Origin of the sequence: Vibrio sp. V09_P4A23P171 (genome assembly GCF_963875615.1) — a bacterium.
In the GTDB taxonomy this organism is placed as follows: Bacteria; Pseudomonadota; Gammaproteobacteria; order Enterobacterales; family Vibrionaceae; genus Vibrio; species Vibrio anguillarum.
Genome location: NZ_CAWNMR010000023.1, coordinates 21,029 through 35,909, shown reverse-complemented (window position 1 = coordinate 35,909; position 14,881 = coordinate 21,029). Strand labels below are relative to the sequence as shown.

Sequence of the window (14,881 nt, the reverse complement as noted above, 5' to 3'; positions counted from 1 at the left end):
TTGTTTTTATCCATCTCTGGGCTTGATGGTGTAAATACTATCTCCCCGAGAGACTCTGTCATCATTATCTGACTTTTTTGTTTAACTTTAATCATGGGGAGAATACCCGCTGGATGTCGGCTCATTGAAGAAATGCGCTGAAACGCGATTTCGGTCAATTGAAACTGGTTACGATCCGCTTTGCTGCTACGAGAAAGCTGTTGATCGAACTTAGCCAATAGTTTGTGTGCAGCTTTGGTGCTCTTACTTCGAGTAAGTTGCTCAACAAGTTCCTTTGTCAGTACATCTAACTGGTTTCGTTCTAAGCGATATTTTGCCGTCGCTTGCACAAAAGACTCTCGCCCTGCGTTGAGTAATTGGCTTTGACTTTGGCTCGATGCTTTAATTTCTTGCAGAAATTTACGTCCTGTAGCTGATGTTTCACCACCAATTATCTGACTAAGAGAACGCGAATATTTAGGTCTGATATGAATATGACGACGAATATTATCAGCCCAACGACAACGCCAATGAATTCGTTGATCATAACTCACTTTCAAGTGTTCTATTTTATCGGCAGCAATCTCTTTGTTGACTTCGTGGTAACCCATTTTTTCTGCTATAGCCAATTTGGTCAATATACTTACCCCCCTAGCTTGTAGCTGTTTTTCTCCTGTACCGTTCGTGTTCAACCAATGATAAAGTTGGTTCAACTGAATATGATTTTGGTGGTCAGTTTGAATGGGTTGTAACAAATCGAGATCATTACTGCTGACGTCGTTCTGAGTCATCCAATCGTTTTGTATCACGTTACTACTTTGGAGCACGACCGCAGGCGTATCATCAATTGGTCCATTAATGCCATGCATTGAGGCTAAAGGCAGTTCATGGCTGCCTAACTGGTTAAAACGTGTAACATAACCATGCTGAGCCAAACTAGGGGTGGTGGTTGCAAACGTTTTTTCATCGATTGCTGTGGGGAAAGCATAGGGGGGAGCAAGTGGAAACACCATCGCTGTCACTCCAGAACCCGCGGAGACATTTAAACTCGCAACGTAGTCAGTTTGGACATGTAAACTGCTCTCATTTCCTATTTTAGTGACGCGCTTATTCTCTCTGGCCACCGAAACATCGGCCCCAAATTTGATATAAGACCGTGGTGCCACCATAAACATATTGGGTGACACATTTATCCCCCTTTGCAGCCGAACTTCAGAGTTTTCGGCCAACGTCACCTTAAGTGTTTTTGTCTGCTCACTCGTATATTGGGGATGACTTATCGTATCTTGATACTCTTGCAGAACTTTATCCCCATCTTCGAGTTTGAAGAGGTAGCCTAGCGTTTTTGATAAGTCGGCATTTTTTACATTAAACGCGAAATTTTGTTCATGTTCTTTCTTCGCAGTTAAAGCTAAGGTTGCTTCAAAAGGCAACACAGTCACCACAGATCCATACTGATCCTTCACCAGGTTGGCAATGTCTTCCATGCCCGCACCCGTACCAAGCATCGCTGTTGCCATTTTATCTTTTTTTCGAACGAACTGAATTTGCGTTTTTTCATCACCAAGAGCCACTAACTTACAATCATAGTGCTTTTCATAATAAGCCATTACACCTGCAAAATAGCCCCCGGCAAAAGGTAAACCAAAATGGGCAATTCCAGCAAAGCCGCTCAGCCCCTGCTGTGCGCTTAACGTTAACGCATCTCCCTTGGGTAAGGCATGCATACGCTGAACGATTTGATCCAAGATCTGATGAGCGGGTGTTTGATTACCTGTAACATGCGTCCATACTTTCCCCAAACCATTCTGCTGGTTGTTTAGTGACTCAGCCATACGAGAATGTATTTTATTAGCACACCGCCATGCCTTCATCGAAGGACAACCCGTTTGGATAGCACTATTCAACTCGTCACTTCTCTCGTTCAACAATTTATGTTTTAGGGTATCCATCGGATTTGTTTGGATTTTAATGGATTCAGAAGCCCCCTGACAGGCGAGATAAAGCCGAGTATTGATCAGCGTTCGTTCAATATATGAGAGATAAAGGTCAATCTCTTTATATTTAAACGAAGAATGGGTCGAATCTGTCAATGTTGTTAACTGATTCTGCATTGACCGTAGGATTGAGTGGATAGGCTCGATTGATAAGTTCTGAGCATCGGAGTGTAAAAGCAAATCCGAGAGCTGTTTGTTTAATATTGATATATTTTCTTTTAAGGCAGAATCCATTAAGCGTTTACCACTCACGCTGGTAATCACTACTTGATCGAGCACTTTTTCACTCGATTTCAATGAGTCAAGAATGAGTTTCTCTGCTGTTAGCTCTTCTATTTTATCGCTATCTCTAGTGTTATTTCCAACGCAAGAAATACTGAGTGCAACACGAAGCCGTGAATCTAATCGTGATCTATCCTTATCAAATTCATCCGTTAAAAAACACTTATTCCATTCATGTCTTAAATACGACTTCAAACTCAGCTGCTTAGCCAAACGCTGTTCAGCCATTACAATTTCAGCGGGCAGATGGCGATGATTCCATCTCTGTTTTCCCCATAACGCCATGGTATGTAACCCAGGATCAATCGATTTAGCATAAGACTTAGCTGCATCGACTTTTCTACCTCGTTGCCACTTTTCGTTGCCGCGTGAGACTCGATGCTTAATTCCATCAATCCAGCCAGACAGTGGCACAAATTGATTGCCAATATGCTTCACTTTGTTGCCAACAAAAGGGTTAGCATTGACAAAATGACTACTGTTGTTGGCCGCGAAATGCGCAAAAGCAATTGGTGGCGTATCAGAAACCGCCGATTGCCATTTTTCAGGTAATGCATTTGTTTCTGTTCGGAATTCCAAATGTTGCGTATCGAGATAAATAATTCGTTGTCTACCTGTATTTTCGCCAATGGTTGCAATAGTGACTTGTAACCATTTCCCGCAAGGCTTGATGTGCTGAATATATTCTTGGTCTGACAAGGGTGGAGCCAATTGCGCCTTACCACTAGCGACACTTAATCTGCGATTGTTTAAGGAATCAATTTTTACATCTGCTTCCTGTTCACCTTTCAGCATGAGCGTTACGGGTGGCGTGTTATCACTTCCCAATGTCACTTCAGTATTCGCCGATGTATGAACATCAACAACTAATTGACCCTGACTCGTCAATTTAGGCATAAGTTTAATGTGGTTACAGTGCGTATTACCCGTCGTTATATCCGTATAAACAGCTTGAAGATTTTGCTTTTTGTCAATCCAAAGTTGAGTAATTCGCTTATTAGGGATTTCAATGGGTGCGAATAAATAATCAGCTTTACGATGATGGAATGGCCGACGATGCCACATCTCACGTAATAAACCACGGTTTTTCCCCGTGATTAGAATGAGTTTACCATCTTGAATTGAAGCCATCATTTTAAGACCATGAGGTTGATCAACACTGGTAAGGTCTACAAAGTGCTGAGCACTAATAGTATCTGGACGAATAGGATTAAACATTAATCCATTTTCGTTTTCGTTTATGTCTTGATGAATAGAATTGATCTGCGTAGCCGGTACATTCGTAACCATAGGGATTACCACTCTTCTTCGTAGAATAAGAAATACAATCTATGCCTGCACAATTACTTATTAATAGCCATATAACATATTTTTTAAAAAAAAGAGAACAACAATGGCTATCAACACTTATAACTAAAAAAACAAAAATGGTGCTCACTCAAAACAAGCAGCAAAATACCTTTAACCTTACTACTTGCTTTAAGATAAAACTTAAAATATTCAGCCCATTCACGACCAGAGGACCATAAACCCGATCGTACAAAGTGAAGCGATTAGCGCTGCAAAAAAGACAACAAAAAAAACCAAATGACCTCTAACAAATAAATCAATAAATGAATCATTATATTCCATCTGCATTGTCGAAGAATCCGATCTATTTACAGCACTCAAGGTAGGTCGTGCCGCTAATTTTCGTTCACTACTCGTCACACGTTTTATTTCTATTGCTGGAGGAATATCAACCCATAATAAATCTGAAAATGGAACCTCCGTAATTAACATATACCCTTCTTTAGGAACCGTCTTAATTTCACATGTCACTCCGTCAAACAATGACAAATGTTTACGCAAATTTGACACGGCTTTAGTCAATGAGGTTTCACTGACTAATACTTTCCCCCACACTTGTTCATGAATTTCTTCTTTAAGAACAACTGTATTACTTTGTTCACATAGCAATTTTAAAATAGCACCATCTCGGCTACCGAGACTAACAATTTGTTCATCTGCTAGAATTTCACATTTCAGGGCATCAAAAATAACTTCTTTTCCCAACGTATAATTTCTTTCCATAGGTCTACCCTCTTCTATTTTTTCGAAATTAAAGTCCTTAAATCCACCAAAAACCGATAAATTGCACCCCCGTGAACCTGTGAATTACGTGTTATTTTGCAAAAAAAAATTAATGCATTAATAATAACAGGATACGGAACACGGAATAAAAAGAAAGGTAGTGAACGGCACCAACTTTCTTTTTAAAAATTAACTTTCTATTGCATTTACTTGCTCAATGGACACACAGTATTGGTCATCGACCTTGACCAGAGTCCCCACTGCGATCAATTCATTACCACTTTTCAACATCACTTGCGATTGAACGAAATCTGAAAATGATTTTATCTGTCCCTTTTGTAATTGATGGAGTTCGCTTAACGTCATCGTGCAATGGCCGATCACAACGTCAATGGCAATTTTCATTATTTTTACCCCTTCGCCATAGCAACAATAGCTCTGCGTATATCACGAATTTCTTCTTGCGCAGAAGAGATGTCCGTCATAATATTTTTAAACAGTTGTTGCTCGGTATCTAGGTCAACTTGAATCGTGTCACAGAATGCCGTCATGGTCGCATTCATTGCTTGTAGATCGTTATAACTCACTCGATGAGTTTTTGAGTCTGCTAAATTCTTGCCAGTAATCGCAGCAATGCCTCTTGAATCATTCAAATCGTTTGCGATAATTGCCTGTATTTGGTCTAGATAACTAGCAGAAGCACCATCTCCTAACGGTGTTTTATCATTGTTTGTTGGGTTAGTATTCGGCAAGTTATCTTGCATTATCAAGCCCCATAAACGGTTGATTTCTGCGATAGCATTTGCTTTCTTTTCAATTTCATTAGCCGCTTGATCAGCTCTCAATGTTTGATCACTCGTGTATTTCGACAAAATATCATCAATTAACGATAATGGATCTTTAGTACCGGATGAAAATAAGCTTCGAATCTGATTGCTCTGATGGCCAGTTGTGGCTCGTTTGACCACTTCGCTATCTAACAGTCGTCTTGTGGCACTATCTAAGGATGCTCTATCGTCAGTATCCAAAAAAGTAGACATAACGGGGCTGATGGTTGTCATACAATACTCCTACTAAGGTTGAATTAAATATATTCGGGTCTTTAAACCCTCTTTGAACACTATTTTATTGGGACTAATACTTTCTATTACTCCCAGCAATGGAACCTCGCTACCTTCCCAATAACGGTCAAGTGCATCATAAAGGTAACGACCTGCGGTTGTTGAATAAAAGACGGAATAAGGAAAAGCTTGATCGTCAATAATTTCCTCTTCACCTTCACGAGATTTCACACGGCTTATTACCTGATTCAATCCCGCTTCTTTTAAAAGCCGAGTCGCACTGGTTCGGTTGGACACAAACCAATCATCGCCTTGTTTCTTGAACTCAAGACCATATTGTCCAAATAACGCCATAACCTGATGATCTATTTCATTAGTTTCAACGCGTATTTGATCTCGTCCTTCACGTTGAACTAATTTCCCAACCAAAGGTTGACCTGAGTATGCTGATACTAATTCAAGAGTCAGTTGAGAGGCCTGTAGATAATTATCTGAACTCACAATATTGATATTCTCAAGCCAGCTATTGGGTAAACCTACTAGCGATTGTTCTTCAAAAACATAAAATTTTCCGTCTTTGAGGTAACCCGATCCCAACTGTTGCAAATAACCAACGATTGCCGCTTGCTGTTGCATTTGAAATAACAAGAATACAAGCGCCGTCATTATAATATTGAGCAACAGGCTAGACACAATTAAAGGACGATACTCTCTGAAACGATAACGCTTTAAACAAGGCTTACGCGCTCCTTCCTTATATAGAAAAAAACTCAATCCCTTAAAACGATATACCCGATTGGCGATCAACCGCTTCACTTTATGACTTTTATTGAACCCTTTAATTATTGGAACCGACCCCTTGAGCTCAATCAACAATGTCATATCCGCTGGCAAACTTTCAGGGGTAATTAACGCGTCAGGGTGCTGGCTCTCTTTATTCCCTGTTATTTCAAGTGATGAATCAAGCGGCAGTGTTACTCCTTGTAAATGGCCCCCAACAAACTCAATCAGCCACATGTTGTTTTATCTCTATACTCAACCGTTCTGCAAACGTGACACTCTCACTCAAATAACGTACAAGCTCTTGTGGGTATTCGGTCATCGGCCGATGACGGATGAAATGAAAACCACCTTGGCGAAGCTGTGCCAAATAGCCATCAAGACTAAGATGAAATTCACCGTTCAGACGCAGTGCCAACTCAGGCTGTGTTGCCAATTCCGGCATTTCCACCAAAATCAGCAACTGATTAGCTAAACCTACGCGCTGGCCATCTTCAATTCGACACAAGCGCTTTCCATAGTGGCAAGCTAAAGCGTCACCGAGCTCTACTTTCATCGCCGTACCTTGAGTGAACTGAATAAACTCACTGACTAATAAAGAGAATTTTCTATTTTTCATTGTTTTTTAGCTTTACCTCAATCATAAAACGGCGTTGAGCAACTCGCTCTTGCGCTGTTGGAAGGGCGTTTTCAACACTTGCCCGAATATCAATAGGGATATTTCTCATCCCCTCTTCAATTAAAAACTCGCGCACCACTCTCGAGCGTTGATCGGACAATTGTCGATTCTTGGCATATGAGCCCGATGAATCAGCAACGCCGTACACTAAAAGGCTCTCCACCGGGAGAGTTTGTAGTTCCCTGAGCATCGCAAGCAAAGTGTGACGACCTTGCACAGTTAATTGGTATTGATTGACAACAAATAAGTTTTCAAATTTCAGTAACCAATGAGCACCATCAAGTTCTGTAACCACGATGCCATAAGAACGCTGCCACGCAGACACATCAAAAGCGCGGCTCTTTTCGGGCGCGATCAAATTACTAAATGCCAAATAATCGCCGTCACAGTTCTTTACTTCTATCAACCCATAAGTATTAAGGTTAGCGATGTAAAAACGGTTGGGGCTTTGAGGCTGGGCAATTTCAATGCACCCGCGCTGGTGGGGAGAGCCTTCATCATATTCGGGTGCACGACGTACCCAAAAACGCAGGTTATCGGCATCAGCGACATGAGAGTAAACTAGGTTATACACATCCGGTTCCCAGTCATAATCCAGCGCTAGGTTGTCATCACGTATTTGATTGCTACAAGCTGTGAGAGCAAGCAAGCCTGCCAAAATAAAACTCACCTTATGATTTTTTTGCATTCTGATGCCTTTTAAGTGCGGAAAGAATAATAGCGACGTCGCGGTAAAACTCCTTCGGAATAAAATCCTCACCATTTTTCATCTTGCGATAAAACGCACGAGCCAACGGTTTATTTTCAATAATCGGCACATTCATCTCTTGCAACCGCTTACGCTCCTCTTGAGCTAATGAATCAGTACAAATCTGCAATACAACAGGGGCACGATCTATATTTCGGTCATAACAGATTGGGACCAAAATGTGCGTAGGGTTTGCCAAAGCAAAGGTTGGACGACGCCCTTTCACCATTGGTGCATCCATGACCTCGCGCATTTTACGTTTCCGTTCAGACTTGATTTCTGGCGACCCCTCGGTTTCTTTCATTTCATTTTTCATTTCCGTAAAGGTCATTCGGTTTTTCTTATGAAAGTGATAACGCTCCACTAAAAAATCGACGCAGCCTACACACACACCGTAAACGACATAGAGCATTGAAACAAAAGCAATATAAAACATTAGCTTATAGAGGAAATCACTACTGTTATTGGTCTCTTTAAGCATGTTTAATTCACCGCCAGTAATATCGAAAACATACTTGAGCAGAAAGAGCAGAAACAATAGCTCTAGCACCTTTCGTAAGGCGCGCGAAAGCGCTTCTATACCAAAAATGTTTTTGAAACCGGTCACTGGATGGATCTTTTCAATTTTGAATCCAAGCGACTCGGTACTGATCACCGTGCTATTAATCAGTACCCAGTTAATCACGGCCATGACCAGCTTTATCATGAATATGCTGCCGATACATAAACTCAGAACCGACACCACCAGATGAAAACCAACTTGAGTGTCAGCGTAGAGGATCACTTCAAACCATTCATCGTTATGCTCAAACATAAGAAAAAGCATCCCACTGAATATCAGAGCGAAAGCGACCAGTTCCAACGTTGGTTCTGCGAGTTCTGTTTTGGGAAACTGTCCTTTTTTTTTCAAATCACGCAGTTTCTTTTCCGTGGGCGGATATTTTTTGGGTTCTGTCGATTCCATGTGGGATTCTCTTAAGCCGCAACTTGCAAAGCTTCAGATGAAGCAACACAAGCGGAATCGGCAATGTCACCATGACTGCAGACGGGCATGGTTGAAACAATTTGTTGGAAGAAAGCCTTCACTGCCGTTATCTCATTATCGTTCACCACAAGGATCGGCTTATTACCATTTAATGTAGTTAAGCGAAGAACTTCAGCACGAAGCTCTTGTTGCACTTCAAGCAATCGGTCTACATCTTCCATTTCACCCATCACAAATGATTCGATCAATTCCGTGAGTGGTTGCTCTAAAAGTGCAACGTGGATCTGATTTTCTTTATTGAGTAAACGCGAAGTGATTTCATATTTAGCTTGACTGCGAATACGAGTCAGCCAGTTTTTGGGCTCGTTCTCCATTCGTGACCAATAGATCAAGGCCTCAAAAAAACTGATACGATCAAGATAAAACTCTGGGGCTCGGATCATCTCTTTCAATACATCATGGACGCGATTTAACCCAATGGCCGCGTCAACTTCACTCTTCATGACTTCACTTTCATTAGACAGATCAGCAATGATGTTGCTGGTGTACTGTAAGTTGTATTTTTCAACTAAACGCTTACGCAAAAAATAGTCTGCTATCTGCGCGATATTCACCAGCACATCATGGTTACGCACAAAGACATCGTCATTCATGATCTCCACCAAATCGTCCGCATCAGATTGTGTAAAACCAAACATACGAATGTCGGAAACAAACACTTCAATATCAAACTGTTGTGCTTCATCAACGATGATAGCCGGAATCCCTACGTGTTGACCCCAAATCGAGCTCTCGATTAACTCCAGCCGACGTTGGATGACCATTTGCGACTGGCTATCACGCAAAACGAATTTGAGAGATTCGAATACACCACTGCCTTTCGGATCGAAAGTAATCGATGCCGCAGGCGCATCATGCTTACCACGCAAAACAAAGGAGAGAATTGCACACAATAACGCCAAAGGAAGACAGACATGCAATAAATCCAAATTGAATACGCCGAGTAATAAGATAACGACACCGATGATCAACAAGCTTTTCCAAAATGAACGAATTTGCGTCATCAATTGGCCGATAAAAGGACGAGATTCCTCTTCAGAACCTTTGATCCTCGTTAAATAAACCCCACACGCTAAGGACAATAGCAAACTTGGAATTTGAGACACCAGACCATCACCAATGGTGAGTACAGAGAAGCGGCTGACACTTTCCGATAATGAGAGATCAAATTGGTTGATACCAACGTAAATCCCACCAAAAAGGTTGACTAAACTGATCAAAATTCCAGCTATCGAGTCACCTTTTACAAATTTCATCGCCCCATCTAAAGAACCAAACAGCTTATTTTCCGTACTTAAATCGGCACGCAGTTTTTGTGCCTGTTCGCCACTAATCAAGCCACTTTTTAGGTCGCCATCGATGGTCATTTGTCGACCAGGTAATGCATCCAGTGAAAAGCGCGCACCGACTTCGGCAACTCGCTCTCCCCCTTTCGTGACGACTAAAAATTGAACAATGGTGATAATGACGAAAATCAACAACCCTGAAATAAGGTTGCCACCCATAACAAATTCACCAACAGTTTCAATAACATGGCCAACGTCTTCGTTAGCAATAATGTTTCGAGTTGTCGCAATTGAAAGCAATAAACGGAAAGTCGTTAATAGCAACACGACCGTGGGTAAAAAAGTCACTCTTAAAGGCTGATCGTTTTCTAACATGATGACCAACAGCAATATAGAGCTAATAAAGCTGAGTAAAATAAGGGAATCAATCACTACGCCTGGCAAGGTGACCAAAATGATGGTGGGCAGCAACAGCGTAATGATCACACTACTCGGGTTGAACAGTATTGGATAACGTTTAAGAAGCGGGATCATATCAGCCCCAAACCAGTGTGTAGCTCGTTAACCAACTCAGCAGTATTAATGCTAATGATGCTATCTTGGTTTTCAATGGTCAGTGTAACACCATGATTATCACGAACCTGCTCAACCTTCAGTAACTTCATCTCATCCTCAACTTCACCATGCAGCACTTCAATTAGATGGCAAATTAAGTTATCGCTTTGACTTAGTTTTGTTAGACGTGATTGGATGGCCGAAATAATTGAATGCTTTATTTCATCTTTCAACAGTGCCAAACTTTCTTCCTGTTCTGCCAACAAATGTTCCAAACGTTCTTCTGCCGTATCTAACCAATGCTTTTGTTGGACAAACCAACCATCAATGACCGATTGAGAAGCTTCATTGATGTGAGAGTTTAAAGACTGTTCCTTGTCTTGGATCATTTGTACAACTTGCTGCTCCACAATCGCTTGGTATTCGGACACTCGTTCTTCCATTGCCATCAGCAAAGCACGCGCTTCGTGGTAAATACGCAACTCTGCTTTTTTAATAACATTAGAATCTCGATTACGTTTCAAGCTGATTTGCGGAATGCGTTTTTCTGCAGGTTCAATTTCAATATACAATGTGCACCTCACTTCATTATTGAGCGTAATGTAATTAGACTCTCGCTTAACCACAAAAGAAAAAAAAAGACCAAATCTGAACAAGCCTGATTTGGTCTAAAAATAAGAATGAGATTTCTTGATATCTTTAATTTGATGCCCGAATTAAATTCCGCTCACTGACTGACTGGCCTGCCACAACCAACCCTCCACTATGGAAAACGCTTTGTCGTGTAGCTTCATTATTATTTTTTATATTTTTTTTTAACTGTTGAAAATGCGCCATTTTCAATTCATCAAGTGGTTTCAAATTGTTACGAATTCCCTGAGTATAGTTTTGGCCTAGGCCACTGACTGCACCACCCGTGAGCAAAACTTTATCATTACCTGAAGATTGTTTTGGTTTAACCCAGCGAGATTGGCCGTTTTCGGTGATCTCTTTAGTCCACTGGTTTGAAGAAGTCTCCACCGTTAACTCCTTAGTTGCTAGCGGCTTGGAATATTGTCGCTCTAGCTTCATCACCTTCTCGGAGCTCTCTCGCATAACCTCCAACTTTTCTGTTATGTTTTGCGCCATAATCATCGGCAAAGTGTCAAATGGTTGAGGATTACGTTTCTTTAACTCCATATCAAGCCGTTCGAACGCACTTCCTGAAGAAGTTGGCACACCATCAGCTCTATCGAATCCCTGCTGTTGAACTGTTTTAGCATTTACTGAGTCAATGGATTTTAACTCCCAACTTCCTTGTTGCTGTAGCTGCCAGCTATGAGTGCCATTTTTACCTATCGATGGTTTTTCTTCATTAGCCACTAGGCGCGCACTATTCTGTGAATGGGTTATTTGCGCATCCAACATTTGATCAAAACCATCCGCTCGATGGTGTTGAGGCGTTTTAGGGTGTTGAACTTCCTTAGCATCAGTTTGATCGTTCTCTTTACCTGTAGTGACAACCGTCGACGATGGCCTATTTAAAAGATGAGAATGCTTAGTCAATATACCACTTGTCATCGATTCAGGAGCGTGTACAAAGGCATTTACACCATCATCAAACCTAACATGTAATGCGGTATCACCATCAAAACTATCAAAAAATTCCTCAACACCAGCCGCGACTGACGCTGGTTTATCCGCAGTTGCCTGCTGACGATTTAGCGTGCTCACCCCGACTACTTTTTTTACTCCCGAAGTTGAAAAACCTTGTGAACTATTGTTGGTTTGAGAAGCGGTAGATGACGTTTTCTGCTCGGTGGTCGATTTATGATTTTTATCATCTTCACGGAAAAAATAAACATTACCTTCCGTAGTGGTTGGAGAAGTAATGGTAGTTGGAGCAAAAATATTAGTCGGAGCAAAAATAAAGTTATTACTACCAATGGTTGCATTCGGTTGACCAACATGTTCCCTTCCCTGTTCGGTGTCTGACTCATCGGGCCTACGTCCTTCTTCAGATGGTACCGAGTTAGGATTTGGCCTGTGCCTAGGGGGGGTATTTTCAGGCTGTGGTTCTGGCTCTGTTTTTGGATGCTTAGTTTTATCCCCGGTAAAATATTCTGAGCCACCATACATGGCTCCACACATAGCATTAATGTAAGCGGCGGCAAAAACTAGCCCTATCGGGCCTGCCAGAATACCCAAGGTAATACCACCAAACGCACAAGCGCCTATATGAGCTTTCGCTTTGGGTTGATTAGCGTATCGATTCGATTTTTTGTGAGTCTTCTTTTTATTCGCTTGTGCTTCTGAGTCAGTGGTAGAACTTGTCAATCTTTCTGCTGGAGGATCTTCTGCATCGATTACTGAGGCGGTAGGTAAAGCACTATCTGGAGTCTGTGGAGGCTGATTTGACGCTAAGTGTGGCTCTTGACTCCCAAGCGCAGACGGCTCTGGGCTCGCCGAAGAAACGGGAGAATCTGTTGCAGAGTGCAGAGATTGGGCTGGTGATACTGAACTGATATGACTAATTGGATGCGGCATACTAAAACCTCATTGTCTCTAATAATTGAATAGTGATGCGGCGAAGGTCATCGTCTCTTATGCTGTGATCTTCACAAGCTAAGGTCAGATAACCATCCACCCGGATCAAAAAACCATTTGATGCTGGCTCAAAACACAGTAAGCCATTAATAACCTGCTGCGTATTCTGTACATGAACCAACTGAAAAAAAGGCACGATAGGAAGAAGTAAGTAGTTTGTATACTGTTCAAATACAACCTCTTCATTCTGTTCTATGTGCAGTAAAAACTGCTCTATTTCGTTGAGTGTCACTGGCATTTATTTCGAAAACACCCAGACTAAATCTTCATCAGACAACTCAAGGATCTCCTGAGTATCAAGATAGGTCTCAAAGGGTGACCAATTCACCGTCAAACGCAGATCCTCCGACAGCTGGATAGGTTGTAATTCAAGCCCATCATCATCAATATCCAACGATGCAATATCCAAATAAAGCGTGGCCTGCAAATCATCGCAGGTTAGGACGCATTCAAATAATGGAGCAATCCCCGACTCATGCGGATAAGACTGGTAACCTTGATAATGCACACCTTTCGACGCTACGGTTTGCGTCATTAAGTAGGCGAGATAATCGTTGTCTAAATACTTCACTTCAACGCCAATCAAGCGTTCCGCTTCTGAGGCACGAACATAACCTTTCGCTTCGATTCCGATGTGCATAACACGAATCTCCAGCAAATCTTCGGCAAAATCAGGCGCAAAATGGGGGGCAATAAAATCAAGCGTTATCGATTGATTATCAAATTGATGCCCTGCAACGTTGTTGATTTGTCTGCAAAGTTCTGATGTCAATTGATAACGGGCTTCTACCGTTACTGTTGTCTGTTGTTTCATACTCGTCACCGATTTCGTGAAAGGAGCGCAAGTACATCGCGGCTCATTAAATAATCTTTTTCGTCGATCCAATCCCGGATACCTTGTGGTATTTCGCACACCATCTCATACAACAACTGATAACTCTCTTTTGAGGTCATCGTTTTAAAATCCGGGCTCTGAACAAGACGCAGAATAAAAGTAATGTTGTGGAACTGACTTTCTAGAATTCCTTCGACAATAATGGCCTTAACGGTTCCTTCTGAATAATTTCTTAGTCGTTCAAACCAAGAAACCACAGCTTTCTTATCGAGATAGATCTCGGCATCCGATAAGCGATTCCAACTCAAACGTTGAGATTTACTTTTCAAAATCTCGTAGGGATCCAGTGACTTATTTTCTAATTGACAATGGGTCATGCGAGTTTGCTTATTTTTCATCATCATGTTCTTTTTTACGCGCTAATTTCGGACCGCTACGTTCTCGTGTATCGTATTTCCTGCACAATGCCAGCAACGAAAGTAGGCCTTCAAGATAATGTTCATAAGCCACTAACTGTTGCAACGTTCCACTGTCTGCTTCCATCTCCTCAGCCATAACTCCCAAAGAATTGAGGTATTGTTTTATCTTGTTACGAAGAGCTGCAGGATAAAGGTGTTCTGAATGTTGAGCGGCTTGCAAAATAAAGTGCTGCGCATCATTGAGTGATTTGATATCAGTGATGGTATCGGCAAAACCTTGCCAATCTCTTAATGCTTTTAATTGATAACTGTTCAACATCCTAGCAAACTGGCGTTGATGCTGAGGCGTCATCAACTTACGCCGAATGCGAAACAACCGTGGATGTTTCTTCGTTCGTTTTTCCGCTTGCTTTACATCTCTTACTCGCTTGGGCTGATTATCTTCACGAGTTTGCTTTGTCGGAGAAACATCTGAGACCCGTTCAGTCTTCGCTAAAATAGAAATTGACACACTACGCATAGATAAAATAGAGCGAGCCGAAGCTCGCTCCTACTC

Annotated in this window: 15 protein-coding genes; all 15 read right to left on the bottom strand. The window is 41.6% G+C overall.

Annotated features, from left to right (window positions below; all coding sequences use genetic code 11):
* The coding region (locus AACT23_RS09380; protein WP_255211894.1) for a hypothetical protein at window positions 1–3,476 on the bottom strand (3,476 nt) is incomplete at its 3' end.
* A gap of 291 nt (window positions 3,477–3,767) precedes the next feature.
* Window positions 3,768–4,331, bottom strand: a complete 564-nt coding sequence (locus AACT23_RS09375; RefSeq protein ID WP_019280814.1) for a winged helix-turn-helix domain-containing protein — start codon at window positions 4,329–4,331, stop codon at window positions 3,768–3,770.
* 189 nt (window positions 4,332–4,520) lie between these two features.
* Window positions 4,521–4,736, bottom strand: coding sequence for a FliM/FliN family flagellar motor C-terminal domain-containing protein (locus AACT23_RS09370; RefSeq protein ID WP_019280815.1), 216 nt, complete (start codon window positions 4,734–4,736; stop codon window positions 4,521–4,523).
* A gap of 5 nt (window positions 4,737–4,741) precedes the next feature.
* Entirely contained in the window at window positions 4,742–5,392 is a 651-nt protein-coding gene (locus AACT23_RS09365) for a hypothetical protein (protein WP_094129956.1), read from the bottom strand.
* 12 nt (window positions 5,393–5,404) lie between these two features.
* Window positions 5,405–6,409, bottom strand: coding sequence for a hypothetical protein (locus tag AACT23_RS09360; RefSeq protein WP_094129953.1), 1,005 nt, complete (start codon window positions 6,407–6,409; stop codon window positions 5,405–5,407).
* Complete coding sequence (locus AACT23_RS09355) at window positions 6,396–6,791, bottom strand: hypothetical protein (RefSeq protein ID WP_019280818.1); 396 nt, start codon at window positions 6,789–6,791, stop codon at window positions 6,396–6,398. Before AACT23_RS09355 ends, AACT23_RS09360 begins: the two co-directional genes overlap by 14 nt.
* Window positions 6,781–7,539: an OmpA family protein gene (locus AACT23_RS09350; protein ID WP_019280819.1), complete on the bottom strand. Its 759-nt coding sequence runs from the start codon at window positions 7,537–7,539 to the stop codon at window positions 6,781–6,783. The genes AACT23_RS09355 and AACT23_RS09350 overlap by 11 nt, the downstream gene beginning before the upstream one ends.
* Window positions 7,523–8,563, bottom strand: coding sequence for an EscU/YscU/HrcU family type III secretion system export apparatus switch protein (locus AACT23_RS09345; RefSeq protein ID WP_017047171.1), 1,041 nt, complete (start codon window positions 8,561–8,563; stop codon window positions 7,523–7,525). Before AACT23_RS09345 ends, AACT23_RS09350 begins: the two co-directional genes overlap by 17 nt.
* A gap of 11 nt (window positions 8,564–8,574) precedes the next feature.
* On the bottom strand, window positions 8,575–10,464 hold the full coding sequence (locus AACT23_RS09340; RefSeq protein WP_094129950.1) for an FHIPEP family type III secretion protein: 1,890 nt from the start codon (window positions 10,462–10,464) through the stop codon (window positions 8,575–8,577).
* Window positions 10,461–11,057, bottom strand: a complete 597-nt coding sequence (locus tag AACT23_RS09335) for a hypothetical protein (protein ID WP_094129947.1) — start codon at window positions 11,055–11,057, stop codon at window positions 10,461–10,463. Before AACT23_RS09335 ends, AACT23_RS09340 begins: the two co-directional genes overlap by 4 nt.
* Window positions 11,058–11,184: 127 nt before the next feature.
* Window positions 11,185–13,011, bottom strand: coding sequence for a hypothetical protein (locus tag AACT23_RS09330; protein WP_094129944.1), 1,827 nt, complete (start codon window positions 13,009–13,011; stop codon window positions 11,185–11,187).
* Window position 13,012: 1 nt separating this feature from the next.
* On the bottom strand, window positions 13,013–13,309 hold the full coding sequence (locus tag AACT23_RS09325) for a hypothetical protein (RefSeq protein ID WP_017044449.1): 297 nt from the start codon (window positions 13,307–13,309) through the stop codon (window positions 13,013–13,015).
* On the bottom strand, window positions 13,310–13,885 hold the full coding sequence (locus tag AACT23_RS09320; protein WP_094129941.1) for a hypothetical protein: 576 nt from the start codon (window positions 13,883–13,885) through the stop codon (window positions 13,310–13,312).
* Between the two features lie 5 nt (window positions 13,886–13,890).
* On the bottom strand, window positions 13,891–14,304 hold the full coding sequence (locus AACT23_RS09315) for a hypothetical protein (protein ID WP_017044447.1): 414 nt from the start codon (window positions 14,302–14,304) through the stop codon (window positions 13,891–13,893).
* Window positions 14,294–14,845, bottom strand: a complete 552-nt coding sequence (locus tag AACT23_RS09310) for a hypothetical protein (RefSeq protein ID WP_019281260.1) — start codon at window positions 14,843–14,845, stop codon at window positions 14,294–14,296. Before AACT23_RS09310 ends, AACT23_RS09315 begins: the two co-directional genes overlap by 11 nt.
* Window positions 14,846–14,881: the final 36 nt, after the last annotated feature.

Excerpts from the sequence above, each read along its gene's own strand:
- AACT23_RS09365 (WP_094129956.1), bottom strand. The coding sequence starts at position 5,392 with ATGACAACCATCAGCCCCGTTATGTCTACTTTTTTGGATACTGACGAT.
- AACT23_RS09360 (WP_094129953.1), bottom strand. The coding sequence starts at position 6,409 with ATGTGGCTGATTGAGTTTGTTGGGGGCCATTTACAAGGAGTAACACTG.
- AACT23_RS09370 (WP_019280815.1), bottom strand. The coding sequence starts at position 4,736 with ATGAAAATTGCCATTGACGTTGTGATCGGCCATTGCACGATGACGTTA.
- AACT23_RS09325 (WP_017044449.1), bottom strand. The coding sequence starts at position 13,309 with ATGCCAGTGACACTCAACGAAATAGAGCAGTTTTTACTGCACATAGAA.
- AACT23_RS09350 (WP_019280819.1), bottom strand. The coding sequence starts at position 7,539 with ATGCAAAAAAATCATAAGGTGAGTTTTATTTTGGCAGGCTTGCTTGCT.
- AACT23_RS09320 (WP_094129941.1), bottom strand. The coding sequence starts at position 13,885 with ATGAAACAACAGACAACAGTAACGGTAGAAGCCCGTTATCAATTGACA.
- AACT23_RS09310 (WP_019281260.1), bottom strand. The coding sequence starts at position 14,845 with ATGCGTAGTGTGTCAATTTCTATTTTAGCGAAGACTGAACGGGTCTCA.
- AACT23_RS09345 (WP_017047171.1), bottom strand. The coding sequence starts at position 8,563 with ATGGAATCGACAGAACCCAAAAAATATCCGCCCACGGAAAAGAAACTG.
- AACT23_RS09330 (WP_094129944.1), bottom strand. The coding sequence starts at position 13,011 with ATGCCGCATCCAATTAGTCATATCAGTTCAGTATCACCAGCCCAATCT.
- AACT23_RS09315 (WP_017044447.1), bottom strand. The coding sequence starts at position 14,304 with ATGAAAAATAAGCAAACTCGCATGACCCATTGTCAATTAGAAAATAAG.
- AACT23_RS09340 (WP_094129950.1), bottom strand. The coding sequence starts at position 10,464 with ATGATCCCGCTTCTTAAACGTTATCCAATACTGTTCAACCCGAGTAGT.
- AACT23_RS09375 (WP_019280814.1), bottom strand. The coding sequence starts at position 4,331 with ATGGAAAGAAATTATACGTTGGGAAAAGAAGTTATTTTTGATGCCCTG.
- AACT23_RS09355 (WP_019280818.1), bottom strand. The coding sequence starts at position 6,791 with ATGAAAAATAGAAAATTCTCTTTATTAGTCAGTGAGTTTATTCAGTTC.